19 protein-coding genes are annotated in these 16,741 nt (G+C 51.8%); 10 read left to right on the top strand and 9 right to left on the bottom strand.

The genetic code is table 11. From position 1 onward, the window contains the following. Positions 1–4: 4 nt before the first annotated feature. From FIV45_RS04035 to FIV45_RS04000, 8 genes are all read left to right on the top strand, one after another. Positions 5–856, top strand: coding sequence for an ABC transporter ATP-binding protein (locus FIV45_RS04035; RefSeq protein ID WP_099471124.1), 852 nt, complete (start codon positions 5–7; stop codon positions 854–856). Between the two features lie 2 nt (positions 857–858). Continuing rightward, entirely contained in the window at positions 859–1,038 is a 180-nt protein-coding gene (locus tag FIV45_RS04030) for a hypothetical protein (protein ID WP_099471123.1), read from the top strand. Between the two features lie 56 nt (positions 1,039–1,094). Beyond that, complete coding sequence (locus FIV45_RS04025) at positions 1,095–2,027, top strand: hypothetical protein (protein WP_099471122.1); 933 nt, start codon at positions 1,095–1,097, stop codon at positions 2,025–2,027. Positions 2,028–2,230: 203 nt separating this feature from the next. Continuing rightward, complete coding sequence (locus tag FIV45_RS04020) at positions 2,231–4,126, top strand: XrtA/PEP-CTERM system amidotransferase (protein WP_099471121.1); 1,896 nt, start codon at positions 2,231–2,233, stop codon at positions 4,124–4,126. Positions 4,127–4,150: 24 nt separating this feature from the next. Next, positions 4,151–5,296: a glycosyltransferase gene (locus FIV45_RS04015; protein ID WP_099471120.1), complete on the top strand. Its 1,146-nt coding sequence runs from the start codon at positions 4,151–4,153 to the stop codon at positions 5,294–5,296. Positions 5,297–5,363: 67 nt separating this feature from the next. Next, complete coding sequence (locus tag FIV45_RS04010) at positions 5,364–5,888, top strand: DUF2975 domain-containing protein (RefSeq protein ID WP_165776877.1); 525 nt, start codon at positions 5,364–5,366, stop codon at positions 5,886–5,888. A 7-nt stretch (positions 5,889–5,895) separates the two neighbouring features. Then, positions 5,896–6,117 carry a helix-turn-helix domain-containing protein gene (locus FIV45_RS04005; RefSeq protein ID WP_099471881.1) on the top strand — a complete coding sequence of 74 codons (222 nt, stop codon included), beginning with the start codon at positions 5,896–5,898 and terminating at the stop codon, positions 6,115–6,117. Between the two features lies 1 nt (position 6,118). After that, on the top strand, positions 6,119–6,346 hold the full coding sequence (locus tag FIV45_RS04000; RefSeq protein WP_099471118.1) for a hypothetical protein: 228 nt from the start codon (positions 6,119–6,121) through the stop codon (positions 6,344–6,346). On the opposite strand, the gene FIV45_RS03995 is transcribed toward FIV45_RS04000, so the two are convergent. The 3 genes from FIV45_RS03995 to FIV45_RS03985 form a co-directional block, all read right to left on the bottom strand. Continuing rightward, positions 6,343–6,810, bottom strand: a complete 468-nt coding sequence (locus FIV45_RS03995; protein WP_165776876.1) for a DUF1203 domain-containing protein — start codon at positions 6,808–6,810, stop codon at positions 6,343–6,345. The genes FIV45_RS04000 and FIV45_RS03995 overlap by 4 nt on opposite strands. Before the next feature lie 113 nt (positions 6,811–6,923). Beyond that, entirely contained in the window at positions 6,924–7,352 is a 429-nt protein-coding gene (locus FIV45_RS03990; RefSeq protein WP_099471116.1) for a GNAT family N-acetyltransferase, read from the bottom strand. A gap of 247 nt (positions 7,353–7,599) precedes the next feature. Further along, positions 7,600–8,610 (bottom strand): NADP-dependent oxidoreductase, encoded by a 1,011-nt coding sequence (locus FIV45_RS03985; protein ID WP_099471115.1) that lies wholly within the window; start codon positions 8,608–8,610, stop codon positions 7,600–7,602. A gap of 117 nt (positions 8,611–8,727) precedes the next feature. On the opposite strand from FIV45_RS03985, the gene FIV45_RS03980 reads away from it, so the two are divergent. Then, positions 8,728–9,606, top strand: a complete 879-nt coding sequence (locus FIV45_RS03980; RefSeq protein WP_099471114.1) for a ChaN family lipoprotein — start codon at positions 8,728–8,730, stop codon at positions 9,604–9,606. 6 nt (positions 9,607–9,612) lie between these two features. Here the strand turns inward: FIV45_RS03980 and FIV45_RS03975 are convergent, their stop codons facing one another. The 5 genes from FIV45_RS03975 to FIV45_RS03955 form a co-directional block, all read right to left on the bottom strand. After that, positions 9,613–10,044, bottom strand: a complete 432-nt coding sequence (locus FIV45_RS03975) for a PaaI family thioesterase (RefSeq protein ID WP_099471113.1) — start codon at positions 10,042–10,044, stop codon at positions 9,613–9,615. Next, positions 10,041–10,514, bottom strand: a complete 474-nt coding sequence (locus FIV45_RS03970) for a PaaI family thioesterase (protein WP_099471112.1) — start codon at positions 10,512–10,514, stop codon at positions 10,041–10,043. The genes FIV45_RS03975 and FIV45_RS03970 overlap by 4 nt, the downstream gene beginning before the upstream one ends. 119 nt (positions 10,515–10,633) lie before the next feature. Beyond that, the gene (locus tag FIV45_RS03965; protein WP_099471111.1) at positions 10,634–11,053 is read right to left on the bottom strand and encodes a group III truncated hemoglobin; all 420 of its coding nucleotides are present in this window, start codon (positions 11,051–11,053) and stop codon (positions 10,634–10,636) included. Between the two features lie 3 nt (positions 11,054–11,056). Continuing rightward, positions 11,057–11,476 (bottom strand): SufE family protein, encoded by a 420-nt coding sequence (locus tag FIV45_RS03960; protein ID WP_099471110.1) that lies wholly within the window; start codon positions 11,474–11,476, stop codon positions 11,057–11,059. A gap of 48 nt (positions 11,477–11,524) precedes the next feature. Continuing rightward, entirely contained in the window at positions 11,525–11,794 is a 270-nt protein-coding gene (locus FIV45_RS03955; RefSeq protein ID WP_099471109.1) for a sulfurtransferase TusA family protein, read from the bottom strand. A gap of 214 nt (positions 11,795–12,008) precedes the next feature. Between FIV45_RS03955 and FIV45_RS03950 the strand changes: the two genes are divergently transcribed. Then, positions 12,009–14,288: an EAL domain-containing protein gene (locus FIV45_RS03950; protein ID WP_099471108.1), complete on the top strand. Its 2,280-nt coding sequence runs from the start codon at positions 12,009–12,011 to the stop codon at positions 14,286–14,288. Between the two features lie 36 nt (positions 14,289–14,324). On the opposite strand, the gene FIV45_RS03945 is transcribed toward FIV45_RS03950, so the two are convergent. After that, positions 14,325–16,640 carry a S8 family peptidase gene (locus FIV45_RS03945; RefSeq protein WP_099471107.1) on the bottom strand — a complete coding sequence of 772 codons (2,316 nt, stop codon included), beginning with the start codon at positions 16,638–16,640 and terminating at the stop codon, positions 14,325–14,327. Positions 16,641–16,741 lie beyond the last annotated feature (101 nt).

Below are 16,741 nucleotides of genomic sequence, written 5' to 3'. Positions count from 1 at the left end.
TAGCATGACCAATATTATTACCGCTCAGAACCTCAGCAAATCTTACGGCAATTTCAAAGCCCTGAAGAATGTTGACCTGAACATCGAAAAAGGCCAGATCGTCGGCATCATCGGCGCCAATGGCGCGGGTAAAACCACCCTGCTCAACAGCATTCTCGGCCTCAGCGCCTATGACGGCGACCTGAAAGTCCTGGGGTTTGATCCCTACAGCCAGCGCGACGAACTAATGAAAGAAATCTGCTTTATTTCCGACGTCGCCACCTTGCCAAAATGGATCAAGGTTCATGAAGCCATCGACTTTGTCGAAGGCGTTCACCCAAGCTTTGACCGCGAGAAGGCCCTGGCTTTCCTGAAAGAAACAAGTGTGCCGTTGGATAAGAAGGTCCGCCAGCTGTCCAAGGGGATGATCGTTCAGGTTCATCTGGCCCTGATCATGTCCATCGACGCCAAGATCCTGGTTCTGGATGAGCCAACCCTTGGCCTCGACATCATCTACCGCAAGAAATTCTACCATCATCTGCTGGAAGATTTCTTTGACGAGGACCGAACCATTCTGATCACCACCCATCAGGTGGACGAGATTGAGAATATCCTGTCCCAGGTCGTCTTCATCCGTGAAGGCCAGATCGTGCTTGCCGCCGATATGGAAGACATTGGAGAAAACTGGATGGTGCTGAATCCCCCCGCCGCCAATGTCGATGCCGCCCGCGCGTTGGGCCCCGTGTCAGAACAAAGCGTGCTTGGTCGGACCTCCTTTATTTTCAAAGGCCGGAGCCGGGCAGAGCTTTCAGAACTTGGCGACGTCAACCGCATCAACCTGTCGGATCTTTTCGTCACCCTTATGGAAGGCCGTTAATCATGTCTGCGTCACACACCAGAACACATGCTCTGATTGTTGCCGGTGTCATTACCCTTCTTCTTGTCAGTGGACTGGCCAATATGCCTACCGGACAAAAAGAAAGGTCGGGCCCGAACAATGACGGGTCACAAAACCGGACAACCGCCACATGCTGGCTGAGCGAATGTAGCCTGGTGTAACGCAGCCTGAACAGGCCATTAGAAATAAACTTTAGAATGAGAAACGGAGAAAAAATATGTTAGCCTCCATTGTAAAAGTAAACGGGTATAACCCTTTCAAGACCCTGATGCTCAGGGAATACTGGGAAAACCGTCGCGCCATCTTCACAACGCCTCTGGTCATCACCGGGCTTGCCATGGCCCTCGTCATCGTCGGTATGGGCATTTTCGGACAGTCCATCCATATTGACGACGAAGCCTTCACACTGCGTGAATTCATTTCAACGATGTCAGAACGTGACGCCCAGGAAATGCGTGACCACCTTAATCATGCACTTCTGGCTGCCAATATGCCGGTCTTCATCGGGGTCTGGTTCTGCATGGTCTTTACCGCCTTGGGCAGTCTGTATGACGAACGCAAGGACAACAGCATTCTGTTTTGGAAATCAATGCCCGTGTCCGACCTGCAGACAGTGGCCTCCAAACTGTTGACTGTTATGCTGGTTATTCCGCTGGTGGCCATAGGCTTTACCTTTATCTTCCAGGTTTTCCTGTTAATTGTCGGGTCTTTCGTTACCATCGGCACGGAATTCAGCGCCTGGGAACTATTGTGGGGATCAAGCAACCTGCCAGCCCTGTTGTTGACAGAAATTTCAGCCGTCATCATCTATGGCTTGTGGTCCCTGCCGATCTTCGCCTGGTTCATGTTGGCCTCAGTGGTCGCCAAACGCACTCCCTTGCTGGTGGCAACCATTCCCGTAGCCTTGGCAGCATTGATGGAAGAATTATTCTTCAATACCAACCATCTGCTGATGTTTGTCGCCAATCGCCTGTCGATCAATACCGAACACAATATCCATATGGATGGCCAGAGCATGGAACAGATCAGCTTTCAGACACCGCTGGACATGTTTCAGAGCATCTCTGACCCGGAACTCTGGCTTGGCCTGGCGTTGAGCGCCGCCCTGCTTTATCTGACCATCGTTCTCAGAAAACGCAAGAGCCTGTAACCTCATCTCAATATTAGGAGATACTCTCCTGATATCTTCCGACTGCCCCGGTGTCACAACCGGGGCTTTTTTTTGCGACATACCAGCGCCACAAACTTGCGCTATTTTTCTCCTGACATTAAACATCTTTTAAATTATGGTCGTTAAAAGAGAGCCATAAAGATATATAACGCAACATTTTTTTCGAGGGAAACTCCTGCAATATGTGTGGCATAGCTGGTATAATTACATCGCTGGACCGGAAACCTGACGCAGCAATCATCAAACGTATGACGGATGCCATCCATCATCGGGGCCCTGATGAAGCGGGACTTTATGTGGATGATGGCATCGGCCTCGGCCACCGTCGCCTGTCGATTATTGACCTGAAAAGCGGCCAACAACCCATGAGCAGCGCCTCGGAAGACGTGACCATTGTTTATAACGGTGAAATTTACAATTTTGTCGAACTGCGCGCCGAACTGGAAGGCCTCGGGTACAGTTTTCGCACACGCTGCGATACTGAAGTGATCCTGTATGCCTATCACGCCTGGGGACCGGACAGTGTCAAGCGCATCCGCGGCATGTTCGCCTATGTGATCTATGACAAGCGTACAAAGCAGATTTTCATGACCCGTGACCGGCTTGGCATCAAGCCGCTTTTTTACGCGCCTGTGGGGGAAAAAACCATCCTGTTCGGCTCCGAGCTGAAGGCCCTGACCGCCCATCCGGATTTCGTCAAGAACCTGCGCAAGGAAAGTATGGAAGATTACTTTTCCCTCGGGTATGTCGCCGAACCCAACACCATTTACAAAAATGTCTTCAAGCTTGAACCCGGCTACAGTATCCTGGTAGACATGGCATCCGGCCGGCAGGAGAAAACCCAATATTGGGACGTACAATTCACCGGCGACTATAAAGGCACATTCGAAGATGCCCGGGTCGAATTACAGGACCGCATCAGAGAAGCCACAAAAATCCGCATGGTTGCCGATGTGCCGCTTGGCGCTTTCCTGTCCGGCGGAGTCGATTCTGGCGCTGTGGTCGCCGATATGGCCGATATCAGTGACACCCCGGTTAATACCTGTTCCATCGGATTTTCGGAAAAAAGCTATAACGAGGCCGACTATGCCCAGCGGGTCGCCGAACGTTACAAGACAAATCACTGGTCACGCATGGTCGATCCCGGCGATTATTCCCTGGTTAACAAACTGATCGACATCTATGACGAACCCTATGCCGACAGTTCCGCCCTGCCCACCTACCGGGTCTGCGAACTGGCGCGGGAAAAAGTGATCGTCGCCCTGTCCGGCGATGGCGGCGATGAAAATCTCGCCGGCTACCGCCGTTATCAGCTGCAAATGTTCGAACAGAAATTGCGCGGCATCTTCCCCGACGCCTTACGCAAGCCTGTCTTCGGCACCCTCGGCAAGCTCTATCCAAAAGCCGACTGGGCGCCACGCATGTTCCGCGCCAAAACGACTTTCCAGGGTCTTGCCCGTGATCATGTGGAAAGCTATTTCCACGGCGTTTCGATCCTGAAAGGCGATATGCGATCCCAGCTGTTCTCCGACGGTCTCAAAAATGACCTGCAAGGGTACAATACTCTGGATCTGTTTAATAAATATGGCGGCATGTCGGGCAGTACCGATCCTCTGTCGATCTTGCAATATATCGATATGAAGACCTATCTGGTCGGTGATATCCTGACCAAGGTTGACCGGGCCTCTATGGCCAATTCCATGGAAGTCCGCGTGCCGCTTCTGGACCATAAACTGGTGGAATGGATCGCCACCCTGCCTTCCAATTTCAAACTCCACAACGGTGAAGGCAAATATATCTTCAAGAAATCTCTCGAAGGTCGTCTGCCGAATGATATTCTCTATCGCCCCAAAATGGGGTTCGGGGTGCCACTCGGAAAATGGTTCCGTAACGAATTAAAACAGGATATTCAGCAGTCCGTGCTCAGTGACCGCATGCTTGACAGCGGCTATTTCAACGCCGATTACCTGAATCACCTGGTCAGTCAACATCAGTCCGGCCTGCGCGATTACAGCGCCCCGCTCTGGACCCTGATGATGTTTGATCAATTCCTCGCGCGGCAAAACCTCGCCACCTGATACGGCGGCACCTAAGGATAACATGTGCGGATATTGACATTCACCAGCCTCTACCCCAACGACATGGACCCCCGTCTGGGCATCTTTGTCAAAAACCGCATGTGCGCCTTTGACGCCCTTGACGGGGTAAGCCGCACGGTCATCGCGCCGGTTCATTACGTCCCGCTTCTAGGGTTCAGTAAAGGCACGCGATTTTATCGCAACAATCATATCCACCTGCAGGAAAATCAAGACGGGATTGCAGTCTGGCACCCGCGCTATCTGACCCTGCCCGGCACCAATTTTATTAATGTGGCCGATGCCATGGCAAAAGCCGGTGAGAAATGCCTGCCTGACGCCTATCCCGATGACGAAGATTTTGATTTGGTGGATGGTCATTATCTCTATCCTGACGGGGTTGCCGCGTACCATCTGGCGAAGACCCACACCAAACCGCTGGTGCTAACCGCCCGGGGCAGTGACGTCAATTACTGGATGGAACAGGACAAGCCCCGTACCGCCATACTCGAGGCCCTGGCCTATGCCCGGAAAATCATTTGCGTCAGCCAGGCGCTCAAAGATCGTTTGATCGGCCACGGCGTACCGGCAGAAAAGCTCACCCTGCTGCTTAACGGGGTAGACCCCACCTTCTTTGCCGCCGCCCACAGTGCGGAAATCGAAAAAAATCACCTGATCACTGTCGGCAATCTGGTACCGTTAAAAGGTCACCGCTACATCCTGGAGGCGTTGGTCAAGTTGCCGCAATGCCGGTTGACCATTATCGGAACCGGCGAACAGGAAGGCCGCCTGAAAGCCCTGGCCAAGAAGCTCGACATATCCCCCCGGGTTACTTTTCTCTCCCATGTGCCCCACGCTGATCTGCCCCGCTATTACGCCGCCGCTCACTGCAGTATCCTGATGTCTTCCCGCGAAGGCATGCCAAATGTGGTGTTGGAAAGCCTGGCCGCCGGCACCCCCGTCGTCGCCACCAACGTCGGTGGCATTCCAGAGGTCATCACAGCTGAAAATGGTATCTTGCTGCCCGAACGTAATGCCGACGCATTGGTTGACGCCGTCAACAGCGCTTTGGCCCATCCGTGGAACCGCCAACAAATTTCCCAAAATATGCGTCCTCTCAACTGGCCGGAAACGGCCAAGGCCCTGCGACAGATTTTCACTGATGCACTTTAACTAATCCTTGATTTTGCCTTTTTTTCATGTTTTACATGAATAAATGTCATTTTCTACGAGGATTTTCATGGCGTATCGCAACAAAATTCAAAGCTTAAGCCGCTGGCTCGCCCATGTCTGCACTGGCCTTCTCATCCTTTTGCCGGCCCTCTCCCTCCTGATTTGGCTGAAACTCGACTGGTTTCCCCAGATATTCGAGGACCGGTATGATGTCGCGACCTTTGACGTCATGACCCAAATTTATGGTGCGCTATTTTCCCTCCTCCCTTTGGCCATCTGGCTGTTCGGGCTGATCAACCTGAGGAGATTGTTTAAAAACTATGCCCTGGGTCAGGTTTTCTTGCTTGAGAACGCTATCTATATCCGTAAATTCGCCTGGGTCAGCATCATCGGCGGCGGCCTGGCGCCCGTCTTTGGCGGCGTCTATAGCGTCATCCTGTCCATGAACCATGCCGACGGTGAACGTTTTCTCTCCGTCAATATCGGCACGACAGAAATTCACACTATCCTGCTCGGACTGGTGTTTGTGGTGATCTCCCACGTGATGGAAGAAGCCCAGAGTCTATCCGTTGAAAATCAGCAGTTTGTATGAGGACCTCATGGCAATTATTGTAAATCTCGACGTGGTCATGGCCCGCCGAAAAATGAAATCGAAAGATCTGGCCGTCCTGATCGGCATCAGCGAACAAAACCTGTCCCTGCTGAAGACCGGCAAGGTCAAAGGCATCCGTTTCGGCACCCTGGAAAAACTCTGTCGCGTTCTTGAGTGCCAGCCAGCGGATATATTGGAATTCGACGAGACCCCAGAAAAGGAAAGTTAACGTGAAGTACCTGTTGCCGCTCTTGCTCATTCTTGTCTTACCCGCCTGCACCAGAATTCATTGCTGGGACAGCGAACATTGCACACGGTTATGCGATGACGGCACCCCGGCCAATGTCGAGCCCCCCTATTGCCCCATCAACGCCCGCGACCTGCTGCCCCCCTCCAACGATAATGTCGGAGTGAAGGCGGACAAGAAAAACAACAAACCGGACAAAAAAGATAATTAAGGGCAACGGGTTACGCGACCGAAGTAACAACCCGGCCCGGCAAAATGCACATCAACATGAGCGACTTCGGGCTGGGCCAACATCTCGTCCAGATAGTCGTGCGCATCCGATCCGGGGGTGAGTTGATAGGCCACCAGCAAGGCTTTCCGATCAAAAGCGCGCAGGGCAATCTGGGCGTTTTGCAGATAGTCAGGCAGTTCTCCCGGCGCGAGCCGCCGGGTTTTCGCCCCGTCGCGCACATAGATCGCATAAGACGCCCGGTAGGGGCTATTCACGTCCAGATGGGTGTGGTTCAACAGCAGCACCCGCTCGCCAATCCGCGCCCCTTCCAGGGTCACACGACAGGGAAAAGACGGACTGTCGGCAATGCGCGTCACCACGCCCTGCGCCGCCAGTTCCGCGTCACTCAAACCATAAAGATGGGAAAATTCCCGATCATCCAGGGCGTTAAAAATAAAGCTCATCTGTTGTCTCCTCATTGATTAGGAGTAGAACCTATCGCGCTTTGGGATCTGGAAATATCCGTTTCCTGTGACCTAAAAAAAACGAGAGGCGTTTCCCCCTCTCGTTCAATCGTTTACTTATTGCTATACGTCATATGCGTCAGCATATGGCCCGAGGCCTCATGATGATGCTCGCGCTCTTCCCGAAAGCCATAACGGCTGTAAAACCGACGACCAATGGGGTTTTCACTGAAAACGTCGACACATAAGTCTCCTTTCAACTGCACCGCGTGATCCATCAGACTTTGACCGTGACCCTGGCCTTGATGGAGCGGGTCAACGAAAAATCCCCCCACTTCATTGCCCAGCAAAGCAATAAAGCCAACCAGCCGCCCTGCTTTCTCAAAAACCCAGGTCTCCGTATGGGGAAGATAGAGGCTGCGGGTATTTTCCGCTTCCTGTTCTAAAAAATCCTTCGAAAGAAAGGGATGCGCCACGGCGCTCGCGCGCCGCCATATCGCGACCAGTTCATCTGTGTCGCGGGTTTCGTATTTTCTAATCATTGATTTGTCTCAATCATACAGGGGCCGGGAGTCCTAAACAGACAATGCCGGCACCCAATTATTAACTATCCAAAATCAGATGCAGAAACAGCTTGCTCGGTCAGTCAAGCAATGGGTTTTGCGTTTCGCGTCTCTGAGGAAATATTTCCTCAAACTATGATCGGGACATCAAATCTCCTGTATGAAAGTCAGCGTGACTATTCCATAGCCGGCATGCAGCGTCAATAAAAATAGAACTGACCTGACTTTAGTCAACGATTTTGACGATCTGTTTGCCGAAATTTTCCCCCTTGAGGAGGCCGATAAAGGCCGCCGGGGCATTTTCCAGTCCCTCGGTCACGGTTTCACGGTATTTCAGCTTACCCTCTTTCAGCCACTGCGCCGCCTTGCCGACAAATTCCATATTCAGCGCCGGATTATCGAACACGATAAAGCCCTGCATCTTCAAGCGCCGCTGGATCATGATGCCCAGGCCGCGCGGTCCGGGGCTCATTTCCTTGTCATTATAATTGGCGATCATGCCGCACAGCGCAATGCGGCCGTAGTTACGCATGTTCCATAGAGCGGCTTCCATGATCTCGCCGCCGACATTCTCGAAATTGACGTCAATGCCTTTCGGACACATCTCGGCAATGGTCTTGGCGATATTGCCGCAGGTCTTATAATTAAACGCCCGGTCAAAACCGAGTTCATTCACCAGATACGTCACCTTGTCATCGGACCCGGCGCATCCGACCACGGTGCAGCCCATAATCTTGGCGAGCTGCCCGACCACACTGCCGACCGCGCCCGAGGCTGCCGATACAAATACCGTTTCCCCCGGTTGCAGGTTCGCCACGCCGACAAGGCCCGCATAGGCGGTCATGCCCGGCATGCCCAGCACCCCGAGATAATAAGACAGTGGCACGGCACCGCGCTCCACGACCATCACATCCTGGCCGGTCGATTTGGAATAATTTTCCCAGCCGAACATGCCGACCACCACATCGCCTTCCTTGAATTTGTCATTCTGCGAGGCGACCACTTCACCGACGACCCCGGCTTCCAGCACTTCACCGATCTGAAACGGCGGCACATAAGACTTGGCGTCATTCATCCGCGAGCGCATATAGGGATCCACCGAGAGATAAAGATTGCGCACCAGAAACTCGCCCGCGCCGATTTCCGGAATGCGGCCTTCCACCAGTTCAAAATTATCCGGCGTCACCCAGCCCTCTGGCCGGCTTTTCAAAACGATCTGCTGATTGATATGAGTCATTAATATTTCTCCTGCTATATCTCTATTAGCTATATGGACATAATCTTGAATATGACGTAAAAATAAGATCTTTTACAGATAATAATGTAGTTTCGGCTTTATTTATTCAGAGGACTTATGAAAACCATCGGCATTATTGTCCTCCTACTGGTACAGATGTCCGGCCTTCTGCCCGGACCAGCGATGGCTCAAACCCCGGACTCCGCCACCCCCATCTGGGATCGGCAGACGAAAAAGTTCATATCACAGAAACAGTTACACAAAAAAATTGTCCCGGCCACGGCATTGCTGCTGGCGACAGATCTTAAAACCCCTGTCCCGGTCCACCAGATTATCCAGATCATTCGTCACCTGGAAAGCCACAACCGCAACCCGGCTTTGATCCTGTCCATGATAGAACGAGATAAACAAAATGCCTTCCAGATTATAACCCAACGCAATAAAAATGAAAATCTGACTGCGGAGTCCCGGGGACTCGAAATATTACTCACCTGGAACAATAGCGGCAAACCTCTCTGGCAGCAAATCAAGCCTTTGTTTGATTTCGCCTATGAAAAATCACTGCCCCTGATCGCCGCCGATTTCGCCCGTCATGAAGTCGGCAGCATACATCAACGAGGACTCTCAGGATTGCCGGATGATGTGAAGACCGCCCTGTTGCCGGCATTACAGCCTCCCCTGCCACCAGCAGACGTCATCCGGCACAAGGCACGATTGAAAGGAGATTTTTGTCTCGATCTGCCTGCGGAAACAGTGGACAAGCTTATCCTTGCCCATCGATCCCGCACTGCCCTGTACAGCCATATTCTGCAAGAACAACGACAGCAGTTTCCGGATCAAATTCCCGTATTGATCACCACCACGGATCACAGGGTCAAAGAAGCCGAAGGCCTTCCTCTTATCCGGATTGCCTTTCAGGAAACCCTGGACGGAAGCGATGCCGATTTTGTCTGGCTTACCACCACCAGCGATCGCCCGGACCTTTGCCAAAACTGATAATGTTCAGTCCACCATCTGAAAATGCAGCATGGCGGAAGCAATGGGTTTTTCCGGGTTGGATTGCCATGCTTCGGCGTGCAATGTGGCAAAGCGACGCCCCTGACGAAAAATCCGCGCTCTGGCATACGTATCTTCCGGTTGGCCGCTGCGCAGATAATCTATAGTAATGTCAATGGCTTTGGGCATAACCTCACGGTCACTCTGCCATACCAGTTGCAGCAGCGCCGCCATTTCCATCAGGGAGGCCACAGTTCCGCCATGCAAGGCCGGAGGATACGGCGACCCCACCAGGTCATCATGGAATTCCATCACTGATGTCAACGCCCCCTGTTCCCCGCGCAGACGAAAGCCCATCATCGCGGCATAGGGACTAAAATCAAGACCTTGATCAAAACGGTCACACTTCTTCAGCGGCTGTAAAAAATCACGTATCATGACAACTGCCCCACCGTTTCATCCTCTTTTGAATTTAGGGACTGTCCATCAGAAAAAGTAAAGGCCATATGAGAAAAAGCTGCCACCGCATGGGCGAAAGGCTGTTCTGCCGCCCCGACATAAGCATCCGCCTGCACAAAAACAAGCTGGTCAGTGACTTTCAGACAACGGGTTTTTGCCCGCACATCGCTATAAGCGGCAGGCTTCTCAAAATAATCCACCCGCAGGTCCAGGGTTGCCACCCGCCTGATCTCATTGAACTGAGCCGAAGCCGCCGCCCCAAGCGCTGTATCCAGAAAAGCCGTAATTGCCCCATTGGCAATCAGACCAGTCCCCGGCAGAACTTCCAGTTCAGGGTTGTACGGCATTTCAACAACCAGCTCGTCGTCTGAGGTATCAACAAAACGAAGTCCCAAACGTTGCGCATGCGGGATCATCAACACCAGATTTTTCAAATCCATAGTCACCATCAAATATATTCTTCTGCTGACCGATAAACAGGCTCTCTGCCGTCAGAGAACACTACAGTCAGGAAACATGACGAAAACTATACCCCATCTTGTTTATGATGTCATATCTTTTAGCTATATCAGGAGAGTGGTTTCTTCCAACCTGCGAGATCAATCCCGCCCTCAAGGGCTTTACTGCGGAAAATCGCCAGTTGCAAACTTTCTGCGATCATCTCGCTCTTGCTGACAAATTGCGCGGCGACGTCTTTCACAAACAGGCTTTCGGCCACGTGTCTGAACAACGCCAGCCAATGGGTGAAATGCTGCGGCTCAAGCGGCCCTATTTTCATATGGGTTGGGACCGGACGACCTTTGTAGCGCCCCGTCTTCAGCATCACGCTGGACCAGAAAGCGTACATTTTGGGCATATGCTGATCCCACTGATCCCCGATCACCCTCTGAAAAATAGGCCCGAGCAGGCTATCCTGGCGAATTTCTTCATAGAAACGATCGACAAGCTGAACGATATTATCTTCGGTGATATGGTCAAACTGTGCCATGGATCAGGCGATAACGCCCTGATAGGCGGCGGCGATTGTCTTGATTTTTTCCACCATCGAAAACAGACCATTGGTACGCATCGGCGACAAATGCTTTTCCAGCCCCAGCTGATCAAGCGTATCCCGCGCATTTATGCTGAGAATTTCCGCCGGCGTTTTGTCAGAAAAAAGCATCAGCATCAAGGCCACAAGCCCACGCACGATATGAGCATCACTTTCGCCCCTGAACTGCACACGCCCATCCTCCAAATCATGCACCAGCCAAACCCGGCTGGTACAGCCATGCACACGGTTTTCCTCGGTCATTGCCGCTTCATCGAAGGGCGGCAAATTGCGGCCCAGATCAATAATGTATTTATACCGGTCTTCCCAATCATCAATAAATGCGAAGGTTTCCAGTACGTCGTCAATTGTATCACTCATAGATTACTCTGCTTTCCAAAGATGTCCCTGTGATAAACCTTTCAGTCATCAATCACCAGTTTTTTTGATCAGAAAATACAAATTCTCTCCGATCTCCGTCTGCTCTATCAGCATATGGCCGGCCTGCTGACAGAAATGCGGGATATCAATCTGCGTCATTGGATCGGTGGCCGTAATCCTGATATAGGTTCCCGCCGCCTGTCCTTCAAGACAACGACGCAAACGCAGGATCGGGATCGGACATTTATGGCCCCTTACATCCAGGTCCAAAGGGGCCGATTTCCCCCCCGCCACATCTGCAGGATTATTGACTTTCATACACCACCAATTAAGATTAATCTAATTAAGTAAATTGTTATACAGAATGGATTTTCAGGAAAAAAAACCACTGCTTTGACGCAAAATATCATAATTAAAACAGACATATACATTTTTATTACAATTCTTTGTTTTCTCACCCCCATCATTAACTGACTATTAAGCCCCCCATTATAGACTATGGCAAATTATTTATATAGAAGAGCTTTCTTCAATGTGCAGTAAAGTCGTTAGCGTAATAAAACGTAAAGATAAAAAGACCACCCCTATCAGCGGCTTGCCGGAAATTCTGGACGGTCTGCCTCATGGTGTGGCGCTCTTTTCGCATGACTTGTCACTCAACATGTGGAACAAGAAGCTTGCCAAGATATTGGAAATAGATCCCCAAAAGCTCACCACCAAACTGACCCTCACGAACATCCTTTATATCAAGTGGGATGAAGAAACCTCGGCACAAAATCAGTTCGCCAGCAAGATATTGGAAGAACTTTCCAAGGCGGAAACTGCAGATGATCTCTTCCCTTTCAATTATGAATATCGCCTGTCGCCAGTAAAAATACTCGACATCAAGGGCGAGGTCATTCCCGGTGTGGGCGTCATTCTGACCTTTTCAGATATTTCTTTACTGGTGAACCAGTACCCGCATATAAGTTCCCGACCCGCCTTGTCAACAAAGTCAAGCGAAGAACATGAAGAACATAACATTCGCCTGCTCGAAGCCGAACGCGACCGGGAGATCATGGAGCAGGAGGCTTCAAAAGCGGTTCAGATGGCAGAAGAACTGGCCCTGACCCGGGAATCCGCAGAAAATTCGGCAAAACATATTGAGGCCATCCTCAATGCCATCAATGATGTTCTGGTGACCATTGACCCCAAAGGCACAATCCTGACATGCAACAATTCAGTCAGCAAGACCTTCGGGTATTCAACTCAGGATGTCCTTGGAAAAAACCTGCTGTTTCTGATGGACAGCACCCATGTCGCATCGGAAGCCGATATGGAACATTTTATTGTCTCCCTGACATCCGATGACCGGTTCCGCAACCACACCGGAACCGGACACAAAAAATGCGGCACAAGCTTTCCCGTGGAATTGTCGGTCCAGGACGTGCTTGTCAGCGGTCACAAACAATATACCATCGTCATTTCCGACGTCACGGAACGTCACGAAGCCGAGACGCTCATCCGTGAGATGGCCTTGCATGACAGCTTGACGGGTCTTGCCAACCGCAATCTGTTGCAGCAACGTCTGGACGAGGCCATGCGTATGGCATTGCGAATGAACAACAAGGTTGCGGTGATGTTTCTCGATCTCGACGGCTTTAAACCTGTCAATGACATGCACGGTCATGCAACCGGGGACAAGTTGCTTCGGATCGTTGCCAATCGTCTGGAAAGTTGCGCCCGCGAAGTCGATACCGTCGCCCGGCTCGGCGGTGATGAATTTGCCATTATCTTTACCAACGTAGAAGAAACCAAGAACATCACCAGGGCCGCCCAACGCATCCTCGACGCGGTCAGCAAACCCATTGAAATAGAAGATCATCAGCATCAGATCGGCACCAGCATCGGCATAAGCTTCTTTCCTCTCGATTCAGAAAAACCGGAAGAACTCATTCGCATGGCCGATGTGGCGCTCTATCAGGCAAAACATGACGGCAAGAATACTTTCTGCCTGTATGATTCCGATATGGATTCCCGCGCCAAGGCAGAAAAACAGATCGAAATTGATTTGAAAAAAGCCATTAACCAAGATGAACTGGTTTTGCATTTCCAACCCATGCTGGACACCGTAGATTATAGCGTTCTTGGCGCCGAAGCCCTGATCCGCTGGCAACATCCGGAAAAAGGTATGATTCCGCCCTTTTTCTTCATTCCCATTGCCGAGAATTCAGATCTTATGCTTGATCTGGGGCAGAAAATTCTTGAAATGGCCTGTCTGCAGGCCAAGAAATGGCAGAACAAGGGAATGCCCTATTTCCGTACCTGCGTCAATATTTCCGCACGGCAGTTCCAGACCAAGGAATTCGTCGATAATGTGAAGTGCGCTCTGGAAGGCGCCCAGCTTGACCCCAGCCGGTTAGAGCTTGAAATCACCGAAGGTATGGTGATCGGTGATACTGATGCCGTGGCCCGCAAACTGGAAATCCTCGCCGACATGGGAATATCTCTCGCCATTGATGACTTTGGCACCGGCTATTCTTCTCTGGCGTATCTGAAACGCTTTTCCGTACATCAGCTGAAAATAGACCAGTCATTTATCCGCGACATCACCGAAGATCATGACGACGCCGCCATTACCGATGCGGTTATTCGCCTGGGGCACAGTCTCGGCCTTTCCGTGGTCGCAGAAGGCGTGGAAACCGAAGAGCAGGTCCAGATTCTGCGACAAAAAGGCTGTGATGTCCTGCAGGGCTACCATTTCAGCAAGCCACTGCCTGTTGATGAATTTGAAAACTGGGTTCTTGCCCACAACGAGAAACACGGTATTTAATCTGAACAGCCGGTTCTTCTTTTTAATTTACAAGACTTAGAAACTGGATCCAAAGCGGATCATCAGTGCACTATTGTCTGGCGCATAGCTGTCATGATTTGGATTAATTTGATGCAGCGCATTCAACGCCACATCGGCCCCCCAGACATTACCGATCTGATACGCCAGCTCGATATCAATCTCGCGTCCGGTCGGACGCAAGGCCACCTGCTGTGTCGCGAAGGACAGGACATCGGTAGCATAATCCCGCTCTCTGACCTGCGCTACCCTGGCTGTCCCTCCTCTGACCCGTAGCGGCTGACTGGCCGCCAAGCTCAAGCGATCCCCGTTCCGGAATAACGACTGGCCGATCAAACCCCCGGAAAAACTTTGGGACGTGACAGTAGACACACCTTCTATCAAACTGAACGTCGCCGCGTGCACCTTGGTTCTCCCAAGGGTCGCGGTAGAGAAGAACCTCAAATGATCATTCATCTTCCAGGTCAGACGGGTGGCAAGGAAATTTGTTGCCGCACCGTCCCCCAGGGATATTGCACCACCTGACAGACTGCCAAGCACGCCCCCCTCTTCCGCCATCAGGCCAAGATCAATCCCCACATGCACCGTGTCTGACAGGCGATGATCCCAGCGGGTCATCGCCAGATAGCTGTTCGATTTCAAGTTATAAAGCGCCCAGTCCTGTGACTTATGGCTCAATGCCAAGGTCAGCCCGGTTTTGGCGCTTAGCTTTTTCTTGTAAGCGACATTCTGACTGTCCGACCCACTGGCCAGCGCCATAAAGTCACCCTTGCCTATGGTCAAGAAAGCGTCACCGTCATAATCTTCCAAGGTTTCCTTTAATGAATGACCTTGCCCAAACGTCAGTTTTTGCCCCCCGTCAAAAGACAGGTCAACCTTCATCCTCAGATCACGATATCGGTTCTGAACCTGATTTTGATGAGAGAAATATCGCTCTTCCACCTCACGCATATCACTGCCCTCGCGCCAGCTCAACGTTACCTGACTACGGCGGTTCAACGGCAAATCAGCCCGTCTCGCCCCCTTGCGGGACCCAACCAGCGTTTCCAGCTGCAAAGGATCTTCGTCATGAAATATCTGCTGGCCAAGGTCAAGCTGGAAAGACCGGTTATACCCGTCAAGCAACATGGAATGGCTCACCGCCGATGAAAGACCGGCAAAAGAACCGAAGGCCGCCCCGCCTAGCATGACACTGTCCCCGGGGCTCACCACAACCGTGGTGCCCGCAGCACTCCGCACCGCGACGGAACTCGTGCCCTGCGGCTGGAAGGCTTCCTGCAAATTGATCAGGCCCTGACCATAAATCGTTGCATCCCCCAGATCCGTTGCCGTATCAAACAACAGATCGGCTGCCGTCTTACCAGTCAGATTGGGAAATGCATCCATCAGAAGCGCCGCCGCACCGGCAATATGCGGTGTCGCGAAAGAGGTCCCGGAATAATAGAAATACTTCCCGCCCTCCCCAAGGGTTAGAATGCTGTCGCCGGCGGCGACCAGAAAAACATCCTTGGCGACGGGTCCAGCCCGGTGACTGAACACAGAAATGGTTTTGCTGCTATCTACGGCGCCGGCCACAATAATCTGCCCGTTGGCCCAGTCGGCCCAGGCCACCGAGGCGGAATTTTCCGGTCGCGCAATATCAGCGTCCGTATCTCCCTCATCCCGATTACCGGCAGCGATTACAATCAACATGCCGGCATCCACCGCCCGTTTATAGGCATCCACCAGTAACTGGGTATTAAAATCATCTCCCCCCAAGCTGATATTGACCACTTTCACCCCTCGAACACGGGCATAATCCAGTGCCGCCGCAATATCACTGTCATAGAATGAGCAACCGTCCCCTTCGCAACTGCCGACCGAGGCCGTGTTCAGGGCCATCACCTTGGCGTCGAAGGCCACCCCATGCACATTGGTACTGGCATTGTTCTCCGGATCACGAACCGCAGCAATCACTCCGGCCACTGCCGTGCCATGTCCGTCTATATCATTAAGGTCATTTTTATTGCCGGTGACAATATTGGTGCTGTCGGGATGAATATTGGCCTCGATTTGCGGGTGGTCAACATCCACACCGGAATCAATCACTGCCACAGTAATGCCGCCGCCGGTAGCGCCTTGCTCGTAGGCGGTCAGGGCGTTGATCTGCGCCAGTCCGTAATTATGGCGATATTCCGCTGTATCGTAATTCACCGGTTCCGCCGGGGGCGGCGGTGCCGTTCCAATCACTGCCGTCGGACTTGCCGTGCTGCCTGACGATCCACCGCACGCGCCAAGACTTAGGCACCCCACCAACGGGATCATCAGTTTCATACCTGTACAGAGCATATTCATACGACGCCAACCTTACATTTTACCGGACATTCCCCCCACATTCTATGCCCCCATCATGGCACAACGTTCCTTGTGAAAACGTAAACAAACTATAAAATACA

Source organism: Paremcibacter congregatus (genome assembly GCF_006385135.1).
In the GTDB taxonomy this organism is placed as follows: domain Bacteria; phylum Pseudomonadota; class Alphaproteobacteria; order Sphingomonadales; family Emcibacteraceae; genus Paremcibacter; species Paremcibacter congregatus.
Note: the sequence above shows the minus strand (reverse complement) of the source record. Positions and strands in the feature narration are given on the sequence as shown.

Bases quoted from the DNA above. Each gene is read 5' to 3' on its own strand.
- FIV45_RS03960 (WP_099471110.1), bottom strand. From the start codon at position 11,476: ATGAGTGATACAATTGACGACGTACTGGAAACCTTCGCATTTATTGAT.
- FIV45_RS03990 (WP_099471116.1), bottom strand. From the start codon at position 7,352: ATGATTAGAAAATACGAAACCCGCGACACAGATGAACTGGTCGCGATA.
- FIV45_RS03970 (WP_099471112.1), bottom strand. From the start codon at position 10,514: ATGGTGACTATGGATTTGAAAAATCTGGTGTTGATGATCCCGCATGCG.
- FIV45_RS04035 (WP_099471124.1), top strand. From the start codon at position 5: ATGACCAATATTATTACCGCTCAGAACCTCAGCAAATCTTACGGCAAT.
- FIV45_RS03965 (WP_099471111.1), bottom strand. From the start codon at position 11,053: ATGGCACAGTTTGACCATATCACCGAAGATAATATCGTTCAGCTTGTC.
- FIV45_RS03955 (WP_099471109.1), bottom strand. From the start codon at position 11,794: ATGAAAGTCAATAATCCTGCAGATGTGGCGGGGGGGAAATCGGCCCCT.
- FIV45_RS03945 (WP_099471107.1), bottom strand. From the start codon at position 16,640: ATGAATATGCTCTGTACAGGTATGAAACTGATGATCCCGTTGGTGGGG.
- FIV45_RS04005 (WP_099471881.1), top strand. From the start codon at position 5,896: ATGGCAATTATTGTAAATCTCGACGTGGTCATGGCCCGCCGAAAAATG.
- FIV45_RS03980 (WP_099471114.1), top strand. From the start codon at position 8,728: ATGAAAACCATCGGCATTATTGTCCTCCTACTGGTACAGATGTCCGGC.
- FIV45_RS03995 (WP_165776876.1), bottom strand. From the start codon at position 6,810: ATGAGCTTTATTTTTAACGCCCTGGATGATCGGGAATTTTCCCATCTT.
- FIV45_RS04025 (WP_099471122.1), top strand. From the start codon at position 1,095: ATGTTAGCCTCCATTGTAAAAGTAAACGGGTATAACCCTTTCAAGACC.
- FIV45_RS04020 (WP_099471121.1), top strand. From the start codon at position 2,231: ATGTGTGGCATAGCTGGTATAATTACATCGCTGGACCGGAAACCTGAC.
- FIV45_RS03975 (WP_099471113.1), bottom strand. From the start codon at position 10,044: ATGATACGTGATTTTTTACAGCCGCTGAAGAAGTGTGACCGTTTTGAT.
- FIV45_RS04010 (WP_165776877.1), top strand. From the start codon at position 5,364: ATGGCGTATCGCAACAAAATTCAAAGCTTAAGCCGCTGGCTCGCCCAT.
- FIV45_RS03950 (WP_099471108.1), top strand. From the start codon at position 12,009: ATGTGCAGTAAAGTCGTTAGCGTAATAAAACGTAAAGATAAAAAGACC.
- FIV45_RS03985 (WP_099471115.1), bottom strand. From the start codon at position 8,610: ATGACTCATATCAATCAGCAGATCGTTTTGAAAAGCCGGCCAGAGGGC.
- FIV45_RS04030 (WP_099471123.1), top strand. From the start codon at position 859: ATGTCTGCGTCACACACCAGAACACATGCTCTGATTGTTGCCGGTGTC.